This window comes from Dryocola mayonis, from assembly GCF_051307045.1.
In the GTDB taxonomy this organism is placed as follows: domain Bacteria; phylum Pseudomonadota; class Gammaproteobacteria; order Enterobacterales; family Enterobacteriaceae; genus Dryocola.
Map to the genome: position 1 here is coordinate 420,902 of NZ_CP150452.1, position 18,161 is coordinate 439,062.

Here is an 18,161-nt window from a genome sequence, read left to right on the forward strand (position 1 = left end):
CAATAACTCACCGATATTAAAGCGGTTGTTGCCAGATAAACTGCTGGATTCTTGCGCTGTTTCGGTGTTTTTATGCGAGCAAGGTCTCATTTTACTGCCGGAAACGTTGTCTGATAAGTGTGCTGTTGCAGGCGCGGCTGCGTGGTAAAACAACCCGTGAAAAAGGCTTTTGCTGCAGGGGGCGCGTAACCGCCCCCGGAATTTTAGCGTTTGCTGCCTGTGATACGACACCACTCTTCTTTTTCAGCCACCGGGTCGAGCGTGAACTTATCGGCATAGGCTTCGCACACGCCTTCCGCCTGGCTTGCCAGCACGCCGGAAAGACCCAGCAAACCGCCCTGCACCGGCAGCACGCTGATTAACGGCGCCAGCTCACGCAAAGGGCCTGCGAGGATGTTAGCGACCACCACATCGGCGCTCATGGCTTCTGGCTGATCCTGCGGCAGATAAAGCTCCAGGCGCTCGGAAACGCCGTTGCGCTGGGCATTATCGCGGCTGGCCTGAATGGCCTGGGGATCGATATCGATGCCGATCGCTTTCGCCGCGCCAAGCTTAAGCGCCGCAATGGCCAGAATGCCGGAGCCGCAGCCGAAATCGATAACGGTTTTGCCTGCCAGATCCAGGCCGTCCAGCCATTCGAGACAAAGAGAAGTGGTGGGATGCGTGCCGGTGCCGAACGCCAGGCCCGGGTCGAGCATCACGTTCACGGCGTTTACGTCAGGCACGTCGCGCCAGCTTGGGCAAATCCATAAACGCTGGCCGAAACGCATGGGGTGGAAGTTATCCATCCACTCCCGCTCCCAGTCTTTGTCTTCGAGCTGCTCGATTTTATGACGGAAGCCCTGGCCGAGCAGCGGGTGGCCTTCTAAAATGGCCACCACCTCTTGCATATCGGCTTCTGCGTCAAACAGGCCGATGACATCGGTATCGCCCCACAGGCGAGTCTCACCCGGCAGGGGTTCAAATACCGGCGTGTCGTGCGTGTCCTGAAAGGTAACGGACACCGATCCGCTTTCAATCAGGGCATCGCCGAGCTCTTCAGCGTTGGCGCCGGTGGTATTAATCTTCAGTTGAATCCATGGCATGGCGAAACTCTTTATTTATCAGTAGATGAAACAAGCGCTGGCTCCGGCACCCTGTGGCCGAAACGGTTGCCGATGATGAAGGCCAGCAGGCTTAATAATAGTGAAGGAACGATCGGGTGGAAGCTGAGCAGCTGGATATTAAAGCTTGCCAGCGCGGCATACAGCACGCCGCCGACGATCATCGCGCTTAACGCGCCCGTTGCGTTTGCGCTTTCCCAGTACAGGCCCAGCACCAGCGGCCAGAGGAAGACGGCTTCCAGGCCACCAAAAGCGAGCAGGTTAAGCCAGATGATCATCTCCGGCGGACGCCAGGCGGCAAGCAGCAGCAGCGCGCCCAGAATCAGCGTGATAAGCGAAGACATTCGCTTCAGGCGTTTCTCGTTATGGATCTGTTCTGGCCGCATGTTGAGATAGAGATCTTTTACGATCGTCGCCGAAGACTGCAGCAGCTGCGCGTTAATGGTGGACATAATGGCGGCCATCGGCGCGGCGAGGAAGATCCCGGCCGCAACGGGCGGCAGCACCGTCACCATCAAGGTTGGGATCACCAGATCCGGCACGTGCAAATCTGGCAGCACGGCCCTGCCCAGCGCCCCCGCCAGGTGCATTCCCAGCATCAATACCGCCACCACGACGGTGCCCAGGATAATGCCCCGGTGCACCGCTTTGCTGTCCTTATAGGAGATACAGCGCACGGCGGTATGCGGCAGGCCCAATCACCCCAAAGCACACCAGCACCCAGAAGGAGGTCATAAAGGCAGGCGAGAGAATATGGTCAGCGCCCTGCGGGGAAACCAGTTGCGGATCGATATGCTGAAGTTTATCCACCGCGCTTTCCAGCCCTCCTGCGGCGTGAATCACGCCCACCAGCAGCAGGATGGTGCCCAGCAACATCACCAGCCCCTGCATGGCGTCGTTCAACACGCTGGCGCGAAAGCCGCCGAACGCGGTGTAGAGCGCGATACTGATGCCGAAGATCAGCAGGCCGGTTTCGTAAGGGATACCCGCCGCGGTTTCGAGCAGGCGGGCGCCGCCGATGAACTGTACCGTCATCGCGCCGATAAAGGCCACCAGCAGGCTCAGGCTTGCCAGCCACACCAGCAGCCTGCTCTGGTAGCGTCCGTAGAGCATGTCATTGAGCGTTACCGCGTTATAACGGCGGGCGAGAATGGCGAACTTCTTGCCCAAAATGCCCAGCGACAGCCAGACGGCGGGAAGCTGGATCATCGCCAGCAGCACCCAGCCCAGCCCGTATTTGTAGGCGGCGCCCGGCCCGCCAATAAATGAACTGGCGCTGATATAGGTGGCCGTAAGGGTCATTGCCAGCACGAATCCGCCCATTGAACGGCTGCCCAGGAAGTATTCATTAAGGAAATTGCCCGTGCTCCGCTTGCGCATGGCGTACACGGAGAGGCCAAACACCACCAGCAGATAGGCGACCAGAGGCAAAACGACTTCAAGCTGCATGATCATCCTCCAGAGGGATGTCACGGAAGATAAGCTTTACCATCAGCCAGCACAGCCCGATAAAGACCACGGGCACCAGCAGGCAGGCCATTTCAAACCAGTGCGGCAGGCCGGTCGGGCCGATCTCATTATCAGGTAAGTAAGCAGCCACTAACCAAGCTGCGAGGTAGGCCAAGGTTAGCCACAGCGCCCAGCGCGCTTCTTTATGGGCCTGAACAAAACGCGTGTCCATTGTTATCCCTTGAGTTCGCGGAAAGCGGCGATTGTAACGCATAGCGGCGGGCGGGGGATCAAAAAAGAAAAGGCCGCGGGAGCGGCCTTTTTAGCGACGTGGTGGAAAAACTTAGTCCTGAAGACCCAGCTTTTTCTCCAGATAGTGGATGTTGGTGCCACCGTGCTGGAAATGTTCGTCGTTCATGATGCGGGTCTGCAGCTCAACGTTGGTTTTAATACCGTCGATGATCAGCTCCGCCAGGGCGTTCTTCATACGGGCGATAGCCACTTCACGGGTTTCACCGTAGCAGATCAGCTTGCCAATCATGGAATCGTAGTACGGCGGCACGGTGTAACCGGCGTAAATGTGCGATTCCCAACGCACGCCAAAACCGCCCGGCGCGTGGAAGCGGGTGATTTTACCCGGGCTCGGCAGGAAGGTGTTCGGGTCTTCGGCGTTAATACGGCATTCCACCGCGTGGCCTTTAACGTGAACTTCATCCTGCTTGATTGACAGCGGCTGACCGGCGGCAATGCGCAGCTGTTCTTTAATCAGGTCAACGCCGGTGATCATTTCGGTTACCGGATGCTCAACCTGAATACGGGTGTTCATTTCGATGAAATAGAACTCGCCGTTTTCGAACAGGAACTCGAAGGTGCCCGCCCCGCGATAGTTGATATCGACGCAGGCTTTTGCGCAGCGCTCGCCGATGAAGCGACGCAGCTCAGGGGTGATGCCCGGCGCCGGCGCTTCTTCAACAACCTTCTGGTGACGACGCTGCATCGAGCAGTCGCGCTCTGCCAGATAGATGGCGTTACCCTGACCGTCTGCCAGTACCTGAATTTCGATATGGCGTGGGTTCTCAAGGTATTTTTCCATATAGACCATGTCGTTGTTGAAAGCCGCTTTCGCTTCCGCACGGGTCATATTAATGGATTGTTCCAGTTCCGCATCGCTGCGCACCACGCGCATACCGCGACCGCCGCCGCCGCCGGACGCTTTGATAATCACCGGATAGCCGATGCGTTTCGCATGGGCGCGGTTTTTATCCATATCGTCATTCAGCGGGCCGTCGGAGCCCGGTACGCAAGGTACGCCGGCTTTTTTCATCGCGTTGATAGCGGAAACTTTGTCGCCCATCAGGCGAATAGTTTCGGCGCGCGGGCCGATGAAAATAAAGCCTGAACGCTCAACCTGCTCGGCAAAGTTGGCGTTTTCAGACAGGAAGCCGTAGCCCGGGTGAATCGCCACCGCGCCGGTAATTTCGGCGGCGGAGATGATCGCCGGGATATTCAGATAGCTTTTTACGGACGGAGCCGGGCCGATACAGACCGTCTCATCCGCCAGCAGTACGTGTTTTAAGTCGCGATCCGCGCTTGAGTGCACGGCGACGGTCTTGATACCCAGTTCTTTACAGGCACGAAGAATTCGCAGAGCAATCTCGCCACGGTTAGCGATAACAATTTTATCCAGCATGTTCGCCTCGTTACTCGATGACGACCAGCGGCTCGTCATATTCTACCGGTTGACCGTTTTCAAGCAGGATGGCTTTCACCACGCCGGCTTTGTCGGCTTCGATCTGGTTCATCATTTTCATTGCTTCAACGATGCACAGGGTGTCGCCAACGTTAACTTTCTGGCCAACTTCAACGAATGCTTTCGCATCCGGGCTTGGGGTGCGGTAGAAAGTACCGACCATCGGGGAACGTACGATGTGACCACTGACTTCAGCAGCCGCCGGCGCTTCCATAACCGGCGTAGCGGCAGGAGCAACAGCGTTAGACAGGCCCGGTTGCGGCTGTGGCTGGTACATTGGTGCGGCATAAGCCTGTTGCATCATCGGGAAACCATTGTTTGCCGGTGAGCGACTGATGCGTACAGACTCTTCGCCTTCAGAAATTTCCAGTTCAGCGATGCCTGATTCTTCAACCAGCTCGATCAGTTTTTTAATCTTACGAATATCCATGAGTGGGTTCCGTACTCTTGTTTAGATGGATTTTGACAGGCGTTTTACCGCCGTCTGTAGTGCAAATAAATAACCGTCAGCGCCTAATCCGCAGATAACGCCGACAGCTTTATCAGAAAGATAGGAATGATGGCGGAACGGTTCGCGCGCATGCACGTTGCTGAGGTGGATCTCGATAAACGGGATCTCCACCGCCAGCAGGGCATCGCGCAGGGCAACGCTCGTATGCGTAAACGCGGCCGGATTGATCAGGATAAAGTCCACGTTGTCTTTAGCCTGATGAATTCGATCGATTAACGCATATTCCGCATTCGACTGCAGGTGGCTGAGCGACACATTGAGGGTTTTCGCTTCTTCTTCAAGCGTGTTAACAATCTGTGCCAGCGTCTGGCTGCCGTACTTATCCGGCTCGCGCGTTCCCAGCATATTCAGATTTGGACCGTTCAAAAGCAAAATGTGAAATTTACCCGACATCGTGCTGCCATCTCCCGCAATTTGTAGGCATTTTACAAAATATACCTAAGTTGCCCGGTTGTCACCTTCAGAGCCTGAAAATGGCCCCTCGGAAAAACCAAAGTCGCACATTATAACGATTTCGTAGCATTTGGCAGCTAAATACTGGTCTTATCAGGGAAGATGATCAACCCATATCACGTTGAAGGCCCGCCGGCAGGGGGATTTTTGTGCGGCAGGGTTCACATTTTCAGAATTACCGCCACCATTGACGGAATTTTTTGTAGCGCAGAGCGAGGAGAATGAAGGCACCCAGCGCATAAAGCAAGGGCTGCGGAGAGATAATCTTTACCGACCAGAGGTAGTGAATCGGCGCAAGGATAGCCACCAGATAGACGAAGTTATGCAGTTTTTGCCAGCGCGAGCCGAGCTTACGCTGCGCTTTTTGCGTCGAGGTCGCCGCCAGGGCCAGCAGCACCAGCCAGCTGATAATGCCCAGCGACAGGTAAGGGCGCGTCACCAGTTCCTGGCCGAGCAGGCGCAGGTTATCGATCCCTAATTCAAGCAACGAGTAGCTGACCAGATGCAGCGTCGCCCAGGCAAAGCACCACAGGCCCAGCAGCCGACGCGTACGAATCAGCAGGGGCTGCCTGGCGTAGCGGGCAAGGGGCGTGACCAACAGCGTCGCCAGCAGTAATTTCAGCGCCATTCTGCCGGTAAAATGCTGAATATCTTTTGCGGGATCCGCGCTGAACAGCCCCTGGCTTGCGGCATAGAACAGCCATATAAAAGGTAAAAATGCCGCGAGGTGTAAAATCACTTTCAGCCAGGTAATGTGTTTCGCTGTGAGCCTCACTTAAAAATTCTCCTTAAGATTCAGTCCGCGATACAAAGAGGCGACCTGCTCGGCATAGCCGTTAAACAGCAGCGTCGGCTGGCGTTTTACATCCAGCACGCCGCCGGAGCCGATAAATCTTTCCGTCGCCTGCGACCAGCGGGGATGATCGACGTGTGGATTCACGTTGGCATAAAAGCCGTACTCGTCCGGCGCGGCCATATTCCATGTCGTCGGCGGCAGGTCGCGAACCAGTTTGATGCTGACGATAGACTTAATGCCCTTGAAGCCGTATTTCCACGGCACGGTGAGGCGGATCGGCGCGCCATTTTGCGGCGGCAGCGCTTTTCCGTAGACGCCGACGGTCAGCATCGTCAGCGGATGCATGGCCTCATCAAGACGCAGGCCTTCTACATAAGGATATTTCAGGCCGCCGCCGATAAAGCGATCCTTCTGACCCGGCATTTGTTCGGGCGCATAGAGCGTTTCAAAGGCGACATACTTCGCGTTGCCGGTAGGTTCGACAAGCGCCAGCAGCTTGCTAAGGGGGAAGCCAATCCACGGCACAACCATTGACCAGGCCTCCACGCAGCGCATGCGGTAGATGCGCTCTTCCAGCGGGAAGCGCTTATACAAATCATCCAGATCGAGCGTCAGGGGCTTTGCGACCTCGCCGCTGATTTTCACCTGCCAGGGATCGGTTTTCAGGCTGCCCGCGTTGGCGGCAGGATCGGCTTTATCCAGCCCGAACTCGTAGAAATTATTGTAGCCGGTAACCTTATCCTCCGGCGTCATGGGCAGCTTTGCCTGCCATTGCGCGGGCTTGCTGAACTGCAAAGGTTTACCCGCCGGCGCCGGCGGCCGGTCGTTTCCTTTAAACCACGAAAGGACGTCCGCTTCGGCCGTACGCGGAAGGGACAGCGCCGCCGCGCCGATCCCCAGAGCTTTAATTATCTGGCGGCGCTTGAGCAAAAAAACGTTTTCTGGCGTAACGTCCGCTTCGGTCAGATCGGTAACCTTCTTCATGGCAGTCTCCGGTATGCTTTTACCTAAGCATGACGGAGAAGTTGCTTCCCGGCGAATATGTCACGAAAAATTGAAATTTAAGGCCGCTTCCCGTCCTGCGCGGAACGGCGATGGGAAAAAACGCGCGGAGGGCTATACTCGCTAACTGGCGCGTCGCGTCCCTTTTTCGCAATAAACGGCGATATTTCGCCTGCGGGCATTTGCCAGGCAAAGCCTTTTGCTATGTAATGCCGCGTCAATCCCGGCCCGGTTTAAGGCGACAATTTTCATCATACGGAGTTAACTCAAGGATGCGATTAACGACGAAACTTTCAGCTTTCATGACGTTACTGACTGGCCTTGCGATCTTTGCCACGCTGGTCGGCTGCTCGCTGAGCTTTTTTAACGCGGCGCATGAAAAAGTGAACCAGCGGGTGCTGGCCGTTGCCAGCATTATTGATAACGAGCTGGTCACCTCTTCCCCACAAATTTTGCTCGCCCGCCTCAATGAGGTGATGGTCCCTGTCGATATCACGGAAATTCATCTCAGCCTCGGCGACAAAGTCGTCTATGAGCATGAGCTAAAGCAGGTTTATAACCCGGCCGGCAACCACTACGGCTACCGCAGCGTGACGGTTGAGTTAATGAAGCACCCCGGTATGTTCGTCAGCCTGACCTTCCGCGATCCGGTGTCCAATTACTACAATTCCCTGTTTAACACCGTGCCGCTGACTCTCGCCGTCGCCTTTATGATCGTGGTGCTGTTTTTCGCCATTCGCTGGATGAAAAAGCAGCTGGCGGGACAGGAGCTGCTGGAAAGGCGCGCAACGCGCATCCTGAACGGCGAGCGCAGTTCAGAAGTCAGAGGTTCGGTGCTTGAGTGGCCAACCCGCGCCAGCAGCGCGCTTGATGTGCTGCTTTCTGATTTACAAAATGCGAGCGAACAGCGCAGCAGAATGGATACGCTGATACGCGCCTTCGCCGCCCAGGATGCCAAAACCGGACTCAACAACCGTCTGTTTTTCGACAATCAGCTGGCGACGCTGCTTGAGGACCAGGAGCAGGTTGGCGCCTACGGCGTCGTCATGATTATTCGCCTGCCGGATTTTGACACCCTGCACGACACCTGGGGCCGTCCGGCGACCGAAGAGTATCTCTTTACGCTGATTAATATGCTCTCGACCTTTGTGATGCGCTATCCCGGCGCGCTGCTGGCGCGCTACTTCCGCAGCGATTTCGCCGTCCTGCTGCCCCACCGCACGTTAAAAGAAGCCGATGGCATCGCCAGCCAGCTTCTGACGGCCATAGATACCCTGCCTCCGACCCGCATGTTGGACAGCAGCGACATGCTGCACATTGGCATTTGCGCATGGCGCAGCGGGCAGACCAAGGAGCAGGTGATGGAAAATGCTGAGGTGGCGACCCGCCATGCCTCTTTGCAGGGCGCCAATAGCTGGTCGGTGTATGACGATAAGCTGCCTGAAAAGGGGCGTGGAAACGTTAAGTGGCGTACGCTCATTGAACAGGCGCTGCGACGCGGCGGCCCGCGCTTCTACCAAAAGCCGGCGGTAATGCGCGATGGCTATACCCATCATCGGGAAATCATGTGCCGTATCTTCGACGGCGAGCAGGAGGTGCTTTCGGCCGAGTATATGCCGATGGTAAGGCAGTTCGGGCTTTTCGAGCAGTATGACCGCCAGCTGATAACGCGCACGCTGCCGCTGCTCGGCTTCTGGCCGGAAGAGACGCTGGCCGTGCAGATTACCGTCGACTCGCTGATCCGCGCGCCTTTCCAGCGCTGGCTCAGGGATACGTTAATGCAGTGTGAAAAATCGCTGCGGAAACGAATTATTTTTGAACTTGCAGAGGCAGATGTTTGTCAACACATCAGCCGCTTACAGTCGGTTATACGCTTAATAAAGGCTTTGGGCTCGCGGGTGGCGATTGTGCAGGCGGGGTTAACCGTGGTCAGCACAGCCTATATCAAGGCGCTGGATGTAGAGCTGATCAAGCTCCATCCGGGGCTGGTGAGAAATATTGAGAAGCGCACCGAAAACCAGTTATTTGTACAGAGCCTTGTTGAGGCCTGTAATGGAACGCAAACGCAGGTTTTCGCCACGGGTATCAGGAAGCGTGGCGAATGGCAGACGCTGGTGGAGAAAGGGGTAAGCGGCGCCCAGGGCGATTTTTTTGCCGCTTCAGCGCCGCTGGACAGTAACGTGAAAAAATATTCTCAAAGATACTCGGTTTAACCTGCCGTTTAGCAAGTTTTCACGTAGAATAACGCGCGCTGCATCTCATGGGGGCGCGTGCGTCTGCCGGTCAGATTGTCGCAGCATTTAATGTATTGGTTTGCTACTTAGGCCTGTTCGTTTAACCTACAGCGTTTGTTCACTTCCCGAGCGGTTTGCGAACCAGTGTTTGTCAGGTGTATCAGGTGAAGTAAACTGCACAAATTTTCACCGTTGCAGAACATTTATGCGCCTTGTCGCTGCAGCGTGTGGTTGGTAAAGTAAGCGGATTTTGTTTCCGCCCCAGCTTTCAGGATTATCCCTTAGTATGTTGAAAAAATTTCGTGGCATGTTTTCCAATGACCTGTCCATTGACCTGGGTACCGCGAATACCCTGATTTATGTAAAAGGACAAGGCATCGTACTGAATGAGCCCTCCGTCGTGGCCATTCGCCAGGATCGTGCCGGTTCACCAAAAAGCGTCGCTGCCGTAGGTCATGACGCAAAACAGATGCTGGGTCGTACGCCCGGCAACATCGCGGCTATTCGTCCAATGAAAGACGGCGTTATCGCTGACTTCTTCGTGACGGAAAAAATGCTGCAGCACTTCATCAAGCAGGTTCACAGCAACAGCTTCATGCGCCCAAGCCCGCGCGTGCTGGTGTGCGTGCCGGTTGGCGCCACTCAGGTAGAACGTCGCGCCATCCGTGAATCCGCTCAGGGCGCCGGTGCGCGTGAAGTGTTCCTGATTGAAGAGCCAATGGCGGCCGCTATCGGCGCCGGCCTGCCGGTTTCCGAAGCAACCGGTTCCATGGTGGTGGATATCGGTGGCGGTACTACCGAAGTGGCCGTTATCTCTCTGAACGGCGTGGTTTACTCCTCCTCTGTTCGTATCGGCGGCGACCGTTTCGATGAAGCCATTATTAATTATGTGCGTCGCAACTACGGCTCCCTGATTGGCGAAGCGACGGCCGAACGCATCAAACATGAAATCGGCTCTGCTTATCCTGGCGATGAGGTTCGTGAAATCGAAGTTCGTGGCCGTAACTTAGCTGAAGGCGTTCCGCGTGGTTTCACCCTGAACTCCAACGAAATTCTCGAAGCGCTGCAGGAGCCGCTGACGGGTATCGTTAGCGCGGTGATGGTTGCGCTGGAGCAGTGCCCGCCGGAGCTGGCTTCCGATATCTCCGAGCGCGGCATGGTATTGACCGGCGGTGGCGCACTGCTGCGTAACCTTGACCGTCTGCTGATGGAAGAGACCGGTATTCCAGTAGTGGTTGCAGAAGATCCATTGACTTGCGTAGCCCGTGGCGGCGGCAAGGCGCTGGAAATGATCGACATGCACGGCGGCGACTTGTTCAGCGAAGAGTAATCAGCCGCGGGTAAGGGGGAGTCTTTGACTGCCCCTTTCTTGTTGGCCTGGGAATACGCATAGCCTATGAAGCCCATTTTTAGCCGTGGCCCCGTCGCTGCAGTTTCGCCTGATCCTGGCGTTGCTGGTGGCGATTGGCGTCATTATCGCCGACAGCCGCCTCGGTACGTTCAGCCAGATTCGAACGTACATGGATACTGCCGTCAGTCCTTTCTATTTTGTTTCAAACGGTCCCCGTGAGCTGCTTGATAGCGTGTCGCAAACGCTCGCCTCCCGTGACCAGCTGGAACTTGAAAACCGGGCGTTGCGTCAGGAGCTGATCCTGAAAAACAGCGAATTGCTGATGATGGGCCAGTACCGTCAGGAAAACGCACGCCTGCGTGAATTGCTCGGCTCGCCGCTGCGACAGGACGAGCAAAAGATGGTGACCCAGGTCATCTCTACGGTAAACGATCCCTACAGTGACCAGGTGGTGATTGATAAAGGCAGCGTAAACGGCGTTTACGAAGGCCAGCCGGTTATCAGCGACAAAGGCGTCGTCGGGCAGGTTATCGCCGTGGCGAAGCTCACCAGCCGCGTGTTGCTGATTTGCGATGCAACCCACGCGCTGCCGATTCAGGTGCTGCGTAACGATATTCGCGTGATTGCCGCCGGCAACGGCTGTACTGACGATCTGCAGCTGGAGCATCTGCCGGCGAATACGGATATCCGCGTCGGCGACGTCCTTGTGACGTCAGGCCTCGGCGGTCGTTTCCCTGAAGGTTATCCGGTGGGCGTCGTGTCTTCCGTGAAGCTTGATACCCAGCGCGCCTATACCGTGATTCAGGCCCGCCCAACCGCCGGTCTGCAGCGTCTGCGCTATTTGCTGCTGCTGTGGGGCGCGGATCGCGAAGGCAAAACGCCGATGCCGCCTGACGAAGTGCACCGCGTAGCTAACGAGCGCCTGATGCAAATGATGCCGCAGGTTCTGCCGCCGGCTGATTCGGTCGGGCCGCCGGCTCCGGTTCCGCCGCCGGCTACTGGTATGCCGCACACGCCTGCTGTGGAGAATCCTCCCGCAACTGGTACCCAGGGAGGGCAGTAGTGGGGAGTTATCGTAGCCAGGGCCGTTGGGTTATCTGGCTGTCATTTTTGGTTGCCCTGTTGCTGCAGGTTATGCCCTGGCCGGACGACATGAAGGTCTATCGTCCGGACTGGGTATTGCTGCTCCTGCTGTACTGGATCCTCGCGCTGCCCCATCGCGTAAATGTGGGCACGGGTTTTGTCATGGGTGCCATACTTGATCTGATAAGTGGCTCCACGCTGGGCGTTCGCGCCCTGTCACTGAGTATTGTCGCCTACCTGGCCGCATTAAAATTCCAGCTGTTCCGCAACCTCGCGCTCTGGCAACAGGCACTGGTGGTGATGCTTTTATCACTGGTCACTGACGTCATCGTGTTCTGGTCGGAATTTTTGGTGATTAACGTCTCTTTCCGGCCGGAAGTGTTCTGGAGTAGCGTAGTGAACGGCGTGCTCTGGCCGTGGATCTTCCTGTTGATGCGAAAAATTCGCCAACAATTTGCCGTGCAGTAGGGTTAAACATGACATCTTTATATCTCGCCTCTGGTTCACCGCGTCGCCAGGAACTTCTGACCCAGCTGGGCGTGGCCTTTGAACGCATCGTAACGGACGTGGAAGAGCAGCGTCTGAGCCATGAAAGCGCGGAGCAGTACGTCCGCCGTCTGGCGCGGGACAAGGCGCTGGCGGGCGTGGCGCTGGCCCGAGCGGGATTTACCGGTGTTAGGCGCAGACACCATTGTTATCTACAATGGTGAGGTGCTGGAAAAGCCGCGCGATCGGGAACATGCGGCACAGATGCTAAGATTGCTCTCCGGACATCAGCACCAGGTGATGACGGCGGTTGCGCTGGCGGACAGCCGGTCGGTGCTCGACTGTCTGGTGATGACCGAAGTGACATTCCGCAGCTTATCAGAACAGGATATCGCCGGTTACGTTGCCAGCGGTGAACCCATGGACAAAGCAGGGGCATACGGTATTCAGGGACTGGGCGGCTGTTTCGTCAGGAAGATTAACGGCAGCTACCATGCCGTGGTCGGGCTGCCGCTGGTAGAAACGTATGAACTACTGAGTAATTTTCACGCATTGCGTGATGGACGAGGAAAAGATGACGGCTGAACTACTGGTCAATATTACCCCTTCAGAAACGCGGGTAGCCTATATTGACGGCGGAATACTGCAGGAAATCCATATTGAGCGCGAAGCGCGCCGTGGGATCGTAGGGAATATCTACAAAGGTCGTGTCAGCCGGGTGCTACCAGGAATGCAGGCGGCATTTGTAGATATTGGCCTTGATAAGGCAGCGTTTCTTCACGCCTCCGACATCATGCCGCACACCGAATGCGTTGCGGGTGAGGAGCGTAAAAACTTTACCGTGCGCGACATCTCCGAGCTGGTCCGCCAGGGGCAGGATCTGATGGTGCAGGTGGTTAAAGACCCGCTTGGCACCAAGGGCGCGCGCCTTACCACGGACATCACTCTTCCTTCCCGTTACCTGGTGTTTATGCCGGGCGCCTCGCACGTCGGCGTTTCTCAACGCATCGAAAGCGAAGAAGAGCGCGATCGTCTCAAGCGCGTGGTCAGCGCCTACTGCGACGAGCAGGGCGGATTTATCATTCGTACCGCGGCTGAAGGCGTATGCGAAGAAGATCTCTCTTCCGATGCCGCTTATTTAAAACGCGTCTGGACCAAAGTCAGCGAGCGTAAAAAACGCAACAAAACGCGTTGCCAGCTTTACGGCGAGCTTGCGCTGGCCCAGCGCGTGCTGCGTGATTTCGCCGACGCAGCGCTGGACAGAATTCGTGTCGACTCGCGTCTGACCTACGACATGCTGCTGGAATTTACCGCGGAATATATGCCGGAAATGACCAGCAAAATCGAACACTACAGCGGCCGCCAGCCGATATTCGACCTCTTTGACGTCGAAAATGAAATCCAGCGGGCGCTTGAGCGAAAGGTTGAGCTGAAATCCGGCGGCTATCTGGTTATCGATCAAACCGAAGCGATGACCACCGTGGATATCAACACCGGGGCCTTTGTCGGCCACCGCAACCTTGACGATACTATTTTTAATACCAACATCGAGGCCACCCAAGCCATCGCCCGTCAGCTGCGGCTGCGTAATCTTGGCGGCATTATCATTATCGATTTTATCGACATGAATAATGAAGACCACCGCCGTCGCGTGCTGCACTCCCTGGAACAGGCGCTGAGCAAAGATCGCGTGAAAACCAGCGTGAACGGCTTCTCGCAGCTGGGGCTGGTTGAAATGACGCGCAAGCGCACCCGCGAAAGCGTGGAGCACGTGCTCTGCGCCGGCTGCCCGACCTGCCACGGCCGCGGCACGGTAAAAACCGTGGAGACAGTCTGCTATGAGATCATGCGCGAAATCGTGCGCGTTCATCATGCCTACGATTCCGATCGTTTCCTGGTTTACGCCTCCCCGGCGGTTGGCGAAGCGCTGAAAAGCGAAGAATCTCACGCGCTGGCAGAGGTGGAAATCTTTGTCGGCAAGCAGGTAAAGGTACAAATTGAGCCGCTTTATAATCAGGAGCAGTTCGACGTCGTGATGATGTAACCATCTACGGGCCGTACTTTTTGAGGTACCGAGCCGCAAGGCTGACAAGGAGAGATATGTGAGGCGACTGCCCGGCATTCTGCTGCTCACTGGCGCAACGCTGATTGTTATCGTCGCACTGCTGGTGAGTGGTCTGCGTCTCGTTTTGCCGCACCTGGACGCCTGGCGTCCGGCGCTGCTGGAAAAGATCGAGGCCATGACGGGTACGCCGGTGGACGCCAGCCAGATTCAGGCCGGCTGGCAGAACTTCGGCCCCACGCTCGATGTCCGTGACATCAGGGCCGGGCTGAAGGACGGCGGTGAACTGAGCGTTAAGCGCGTCACCCTGGCGCTCGACGTCTGGCAAAGCCTGCTCCATGCGCGCTGGCAGTTTCGCGATCTCACCTTCTATCAGCTGCATATGCGCACCAATACGCCGCTTAGCCAGAACGGCAGCGACGATAAAATCGAATCCGGTAAAATCAACGATCTCTTCCTGCGTCAGTTCGATCACTTCGATCTGCGCGACAGCTCCCTGAGCTTTCTTACGCTCTCCGGCCAGCGCGCCGAGCTCGCCATCCCGCAGCTGACCTGGCTTAACTCGGCGAACCGTCACCGCGCCGAGGGGCAGGTGAGCCTTTCGAGCTTCAATGGTCAGCACGGCCTGGCAAACGTGCGCATGGATCTGCGCGACGAAAACGGCATTCTCAACAACGGTAAGGTATGGCTGCAGGCCGACCGGGTGGACGTTAAGCCGTGGCTGGGCCGCTGGATGCAGGAAAACGTCGATCTGCAGGACGCGGATTTTAGCCTTGAAGCCTGGATGGACATTAAAGGCGGCGATATCGCGGGCGGCAATATCTGGCTCAAACAGGGCGGCGCAAGCTGGAAAGGCGACCAGACCACCCACCATTTATCCGTCGATAATTTAGTGGCCCACGTGAATCGTTCCGCCGCGGGCTGGAACCTTGCGATTCCCGCCACCAACATCACGCTTGATGATAAAAAATGGCCGAAAGGCTCCCTGAGCCTTGCGTGGTTCGAACCGCAGGACGTGGGCGGCAAGGAAAGCCAACGTAGCGAAGAGCTACGCGTGCGGGCAACGAATATGGAGCTGGAAAGTTTTTACGGCCTGCTGCCGATTGCCGCCAAAATCTCTCCTGATTTAGGCGAAATCTGGAACGCCCTGCAGCCGCGCGGGCATATCGACGTGCTGGCGGTGGATATTCCGCTGCAGCAAACCGAAAAAACGCGCATGCAGGGGCGCTGGAAGGACGTCAGCTGGAACCAGTGGAAGATGCTGCCGGGCATCCAGCATTTCTCCGGCTCGGTCACCGGCGGCATGGAGCACGGCCAGCTCAATGCGCAGGTTATCGACGCCAGCATGCCGTATAAAACGGTATTCCGCGCCCCGCTGGAAGTCGAACGCGGCGTGGCCACGCTTGAGTGGCGCAAAAATGCCGCAGGCTTCCAGCTTGACGGTAAAAATCTTGACGTTAAGGCCCGCTCGGTCTGGGCGCGCGGCGACTTCCGCTACTTGCAGCCTGCCGAGGGCGATCCGTGGCTGAGCATTCTGGCGGGCATCAACACCGACAACGGCGCGGACGCCTGGCGCTACTTCCCCGAAAACCTGATGGGCAAAGAGCTGGTCGATTACCTGAGCGGAGCCATTCAGGGCGGCCGGGCGGAAAACGCCACGCTGGTTTACGGCGGCAACCCGCATCTGTTCCCTTATCAGCACAACGAAGGTCAGTTTGAAGTGCTGGTGCCGCTACGCAACGCGAAATTCGCCTTCCAGCCGGACTGGCCGGCGCTGGAAAATCTGGATATAGAGCTGGATTTCATCAATGACGGCCTGTGGATGAAGAGCGACGAGGTAAAACTCGGCGGCGTCACCGGCCGCAATCTCACCGCCACTATCCCGGACTACTCGCAGGATAAGCTGCTGATTGACTCTGATATCAGCGGGCCGGGCAGCGCTATCGGGCCGTACTTCAAAGAGACGCCGCTTGACGATTCGTTGGCCGCGGCCCTTGACGAACTCCAGATTGGCGGCGATGTGAATGCTCGCTTACATCTTGATATTCCGCTAAACGGCAGCCTGACCACGGCGAAGGGCGATGTGGTGCTGAACAACAACACGCTGCTGATAAAGCCGCTGTCCAGCACCCTGCATAACCTGAGCGGTAAGTTCAGCTTCGTCAACGGCGACCTGCAAAGCGAGCCGCTGCGGGCGACCTGGTTTAACCAGCCGGTCAATATCGATTTTAAAACGAAAACCGGTGAAAAAGATTATCAGATCGGCGTTAATCTCAACGGTAACTGGCAGCCCAATAAAACCGGCGTATTGCCGGAGCAGATAAATAAAGCCCTGAGCGGCAGCGCGGCATGGCAAGGCGTGGTCGGCGTAACGCTGCCTTATCGCGGCATCGCCACTTATCAGGTCGATTTGAATGCCGATCTGAAAAATGTAAGCAGTCGCTTACCTGCGCCGGTCAATAAATCCGCCGGGGAGCCGCTGCCGTTAAAGGCTGCGGTGAAAGGCAATCTTAATGGCTTTAACCTGACGGGCAGCGCCGGGGCAAACAATCATTTCTCCAGCCGCTGGCTGCTGAGTAAAAAGCTCAGGCTCGACCGCGCTATCTGGGCGACGGACAGCCATACGGTTCCGCCGCTGCCCGGGCAGCCGGGGCTGGAGTTAGATCTTCCCGCTATGGACGGCGCGCAGTGGCTGGCGCTGTTCAGCCAGGGCGCAGCGACGGGCGTCAGCGACTCGGCGGTTTTCCCGTCTGATATTACGCTGCGCACGCCGGCTTTAACCCTGGCCGGACAGCAATGGAACAACCTCAGCCTGGTTTCGCGCGCCGCGCCGGGCGGCACCCAAATTAATGCCCAGGGCCGTGAAATCAACGCGACGCTGAATATGCGCAATAACGCGCCATGGCAGGCGGCGATCAAATATCTTTATTTCAACCCTGACTGGAGCGTTATCCAGCCCACCGCCGCGCCGAGCGGTACGTCTCAGCCGCCCGCGCAGGATAAAATCAGCTTCCGCGACTGGCCTGATGTGCAGCTGCGCTGCGCTGAATGCTGGCTGTGGGGGCAAAAATACGGCCGCGTTGACGCCGATTTAGCCATCAAAGGCGACAACCTGGCGCTCACGAACGGCCTGGTCGATACCGGCTTCGCGCGCCTGACGGGCGAGGGCGAATGGGTGAACAGCCCGACGGAAATGCGCACCTCTCTGAAAGGCAAGCTCAAAGGCCAGAAGCTGGACGCGGCCACCAACTTCTTCGGCGTGAAAACGCCGGTGCAGGGCTCCTCATTCGACCTGGACTATGATTTACACTGGCGCGACGTGCCGTGGCGGCCGCAGGAATCCTCCCTGAACGGCATTTTGCATACCCGGCTGGGTAAAGGACAAATCGCCGATCTTGGCACCGGCCCATGCGGGCCAGCTGCTGCGCCTGGTAAGCTTTGATGCGCTGATGCGTAAGCTGCGTTTTGACTTCAGCGATACCTTCGGCGACGGCTTCTACTTTGACTCCATCCGCAGCACGGCGTGGATAAAAGACGGCGTGCTGCATACCGACGACACGCTGGTAGACGGCCTGGAAGCGGATATTGCGATGAAAGGCTCGGTGGATTTAGTGCGCCGCCAGCTCAATATGGAAGCCGTGGTCGCGCCGGAAATTTCCGCGACGGTCGGCGTTGCGGCCGCCTTTGTGGTCAACCCTATCGTGGGCGCGGCGGTCTTCGCCGCCAGCAAGGTGCTCGGGCCTTTGTGGAGCAAAATCTCCGTTCTGCGCTACCACATCACCGGTCCGGTAGATAATCCGCAGATCAACGAAGTGCTGCGTCAGCCGCGGGTGAACAAAGCTAAGTGATTTGACGCGGGCTGCTAATTGCCGCAAGCTCAA

At 57.0% G+C, this 18,161-nt stretch carries 11 protein-coding genes and 4 pseudogenes; 7 read left to right on the forward strand and 8 right to left on the reverse strand.

Annotation, left to right across the window (positions count from 1 at the left end; translation table 11 throughout):
• Positions 1–203: 203 nt before the first annotated feature.
• The 8 genes and pseudogenes from prmA to msrP all read right to left on the reverse strand — a co-directional run bounded on the left by prmA (position 204) and on the right by msrP (position 7,046).
• Entirely contained in the window at positions 204–1,085 is an 882-nt protein-coding gene (gene prmA, locus WLO32_RS02025) for a 50S ribosomal protein L11 methyltransferase (protein ID WP_435947002.1), read from the reverse strand.
• An 11-nt stretch (positions 1,086–1,096) separates the two neighbouring features.
• Positions 1,097–2,552, reverse strand: a pseudogene (gene panF, locus WLO32_RS02030) (sodium/pantothenate symporter).
• A complete protein-coding gene (locus tag WLO32_RS02035) occupies positions 2,542–2,784 on the reverse strand; it encodes a YhdT family protein (protein ID WP_435947003.1) in 243 nt (80 codons plus the stop codon). Before WLO32_RS02035 ends, panF begins: the two are co-directional and overlap by 11 nt.
• 111 nt (positions 2,785–2,895) lie before the next feature.
• Positions 2,896–4,242 carry an acetyl-CoA carboxylase biotin carboxylase subunit gene (gene accC / locus WLO32_RS02040; RefSeq protein ID WP_121266479.1) on the reverse strand — a complete coding sequence of 449 codons (1,347 nt, stop codon included), beginning with the start codon at positions 4,240–4,242 and terminating at the stop codon, positions 2,896–2,898.
• A gap of 10 nt (positions 4,243–4,252) precedes the next feature.
• Positions 4,253–4,732 carry an acetyl-CoA carboxylase biotin carboxyl carrier protein gene (gene accB, locus WLO32_RS02045; RefSeq protein WP_121266478.1) on the reverse strand — a complete coding sequence of 160 codons (480 nt, stop codon included), beginning with the start codon at positions 4,730–4,732 and terminating at the stop codon, positions 4,253–4,255.
• 21 nt (positions 4,733–4,753) lie between these two features.
• A complete protein-coding gene (gene aroQ / locus WLO32_RS02050; protein WP_435947004.1) occupies positions 4,754–5,206 on the reverse strand; it encodes a type II 3-dehydroquinate dehydratase in 453 nt (150 codons plus the stop codon).
• Between the two features lie 235 nt (positions 5,207–5,441).
• Complete coding sequence (gene msrQ / locus WLO32_RS02055) at positions 5,442–6,041, reverse strand: protein-methionine-sulfoxide reductase heme-binding subunit MsrQ (protein ID WP_435947005.1); 600 nt, start codon at positions 6,039–6,041, stop codon at positions 5,442–5,444.
• On the reverse strand, positions 6,042–7,046 hold the full coding sequence (gene msrP / locus WLO32_RS02060; RefSeq protein WP_435947006.1) for a protein-methionine-sulfoxide reductase catalytic subunit MsrP: 1,005 nt from the start codon (positions 7,044–7,046) through the stop codon (positions 6,042–6,044).
• 290 nt (positions 7,047–7,336) lie between these two features.
• On the opposite strand from msrP, the gene csrD reads away from it, so the two are divergent.
• From csrD to yhdP, 7 genes and pseudogenes are all read left to right on the forward strand, one after another.
• On the forward strand, positions 7,337–9,277 hold the full coding sequence (csrD, locus tag WLO32_RS02065) for an RNase E specificity factor CsrD (RefSeq protein WP_435947007.1): 1,941 nt from the start codon (positions 7,337–7,339) through the stop codon (positions 9,275–9,277).
• A gap of 307 nt (positions 9,278–9,584) precedes the next feature.
• Entirely contained in the window at positions 9,585–10,628 is a 1,044-nt protein-coding gene (mreB, locus tag WLO32_RS02070; protein WP_000913396.1) for a rod shape-determining protein MreB, read from the forward strand.
• A 66-nt stretch (positions 10,629–10,694) separates the two neighbouring features.
• Positions 10,695–11,712, forward strand: a pseudogene (gene mreC / locus WLO32_RS02075) (rod shape-determining protein MreC).
• Positions 11,712–12,200: a rod shape-determining protein MreD gene (gene mreD, locus WLO32_RS02080; protein WP_121266466.1), complete on the forward strand. Its 489-nt coding sequence runs from the start codon at positions 11,712–11,714 to the stop codon at positions 12,198–12,200. The pseudogene mreC and the gene mreD overlap by 1 nt, the downstream one beginning before the upstream one ends.
• Before the next feature lie 8 nt (positions 12,201–12,208).
• Positions 12,209–12,803, forward strand: a pseudogene (locus WLO32_RS02085) (Maf family protein).
• Entirely contained in the window at positions 12,793–14,262 is a 1,470-nt protein-coding gene (rng, locus tag WLO32_RS02090) for a ribonuclease G (protein ID WP_435947008.1), read from the forward strand. Before WLO32_RS02085 ends, rng begins: the two are co-directional and overlap by 11 nt.
• Positions 14,263–14,320: 58 nt before the next feature.
• Positions 14,321–18,128 (forward strand): annotated as a pseudogene (gene yhdP, locus WLO32_RS02095) (AsmA2 domain-containing protein YhdP).
• Positions 18,129–18,161: the final 33 nt, after the last annotated feature.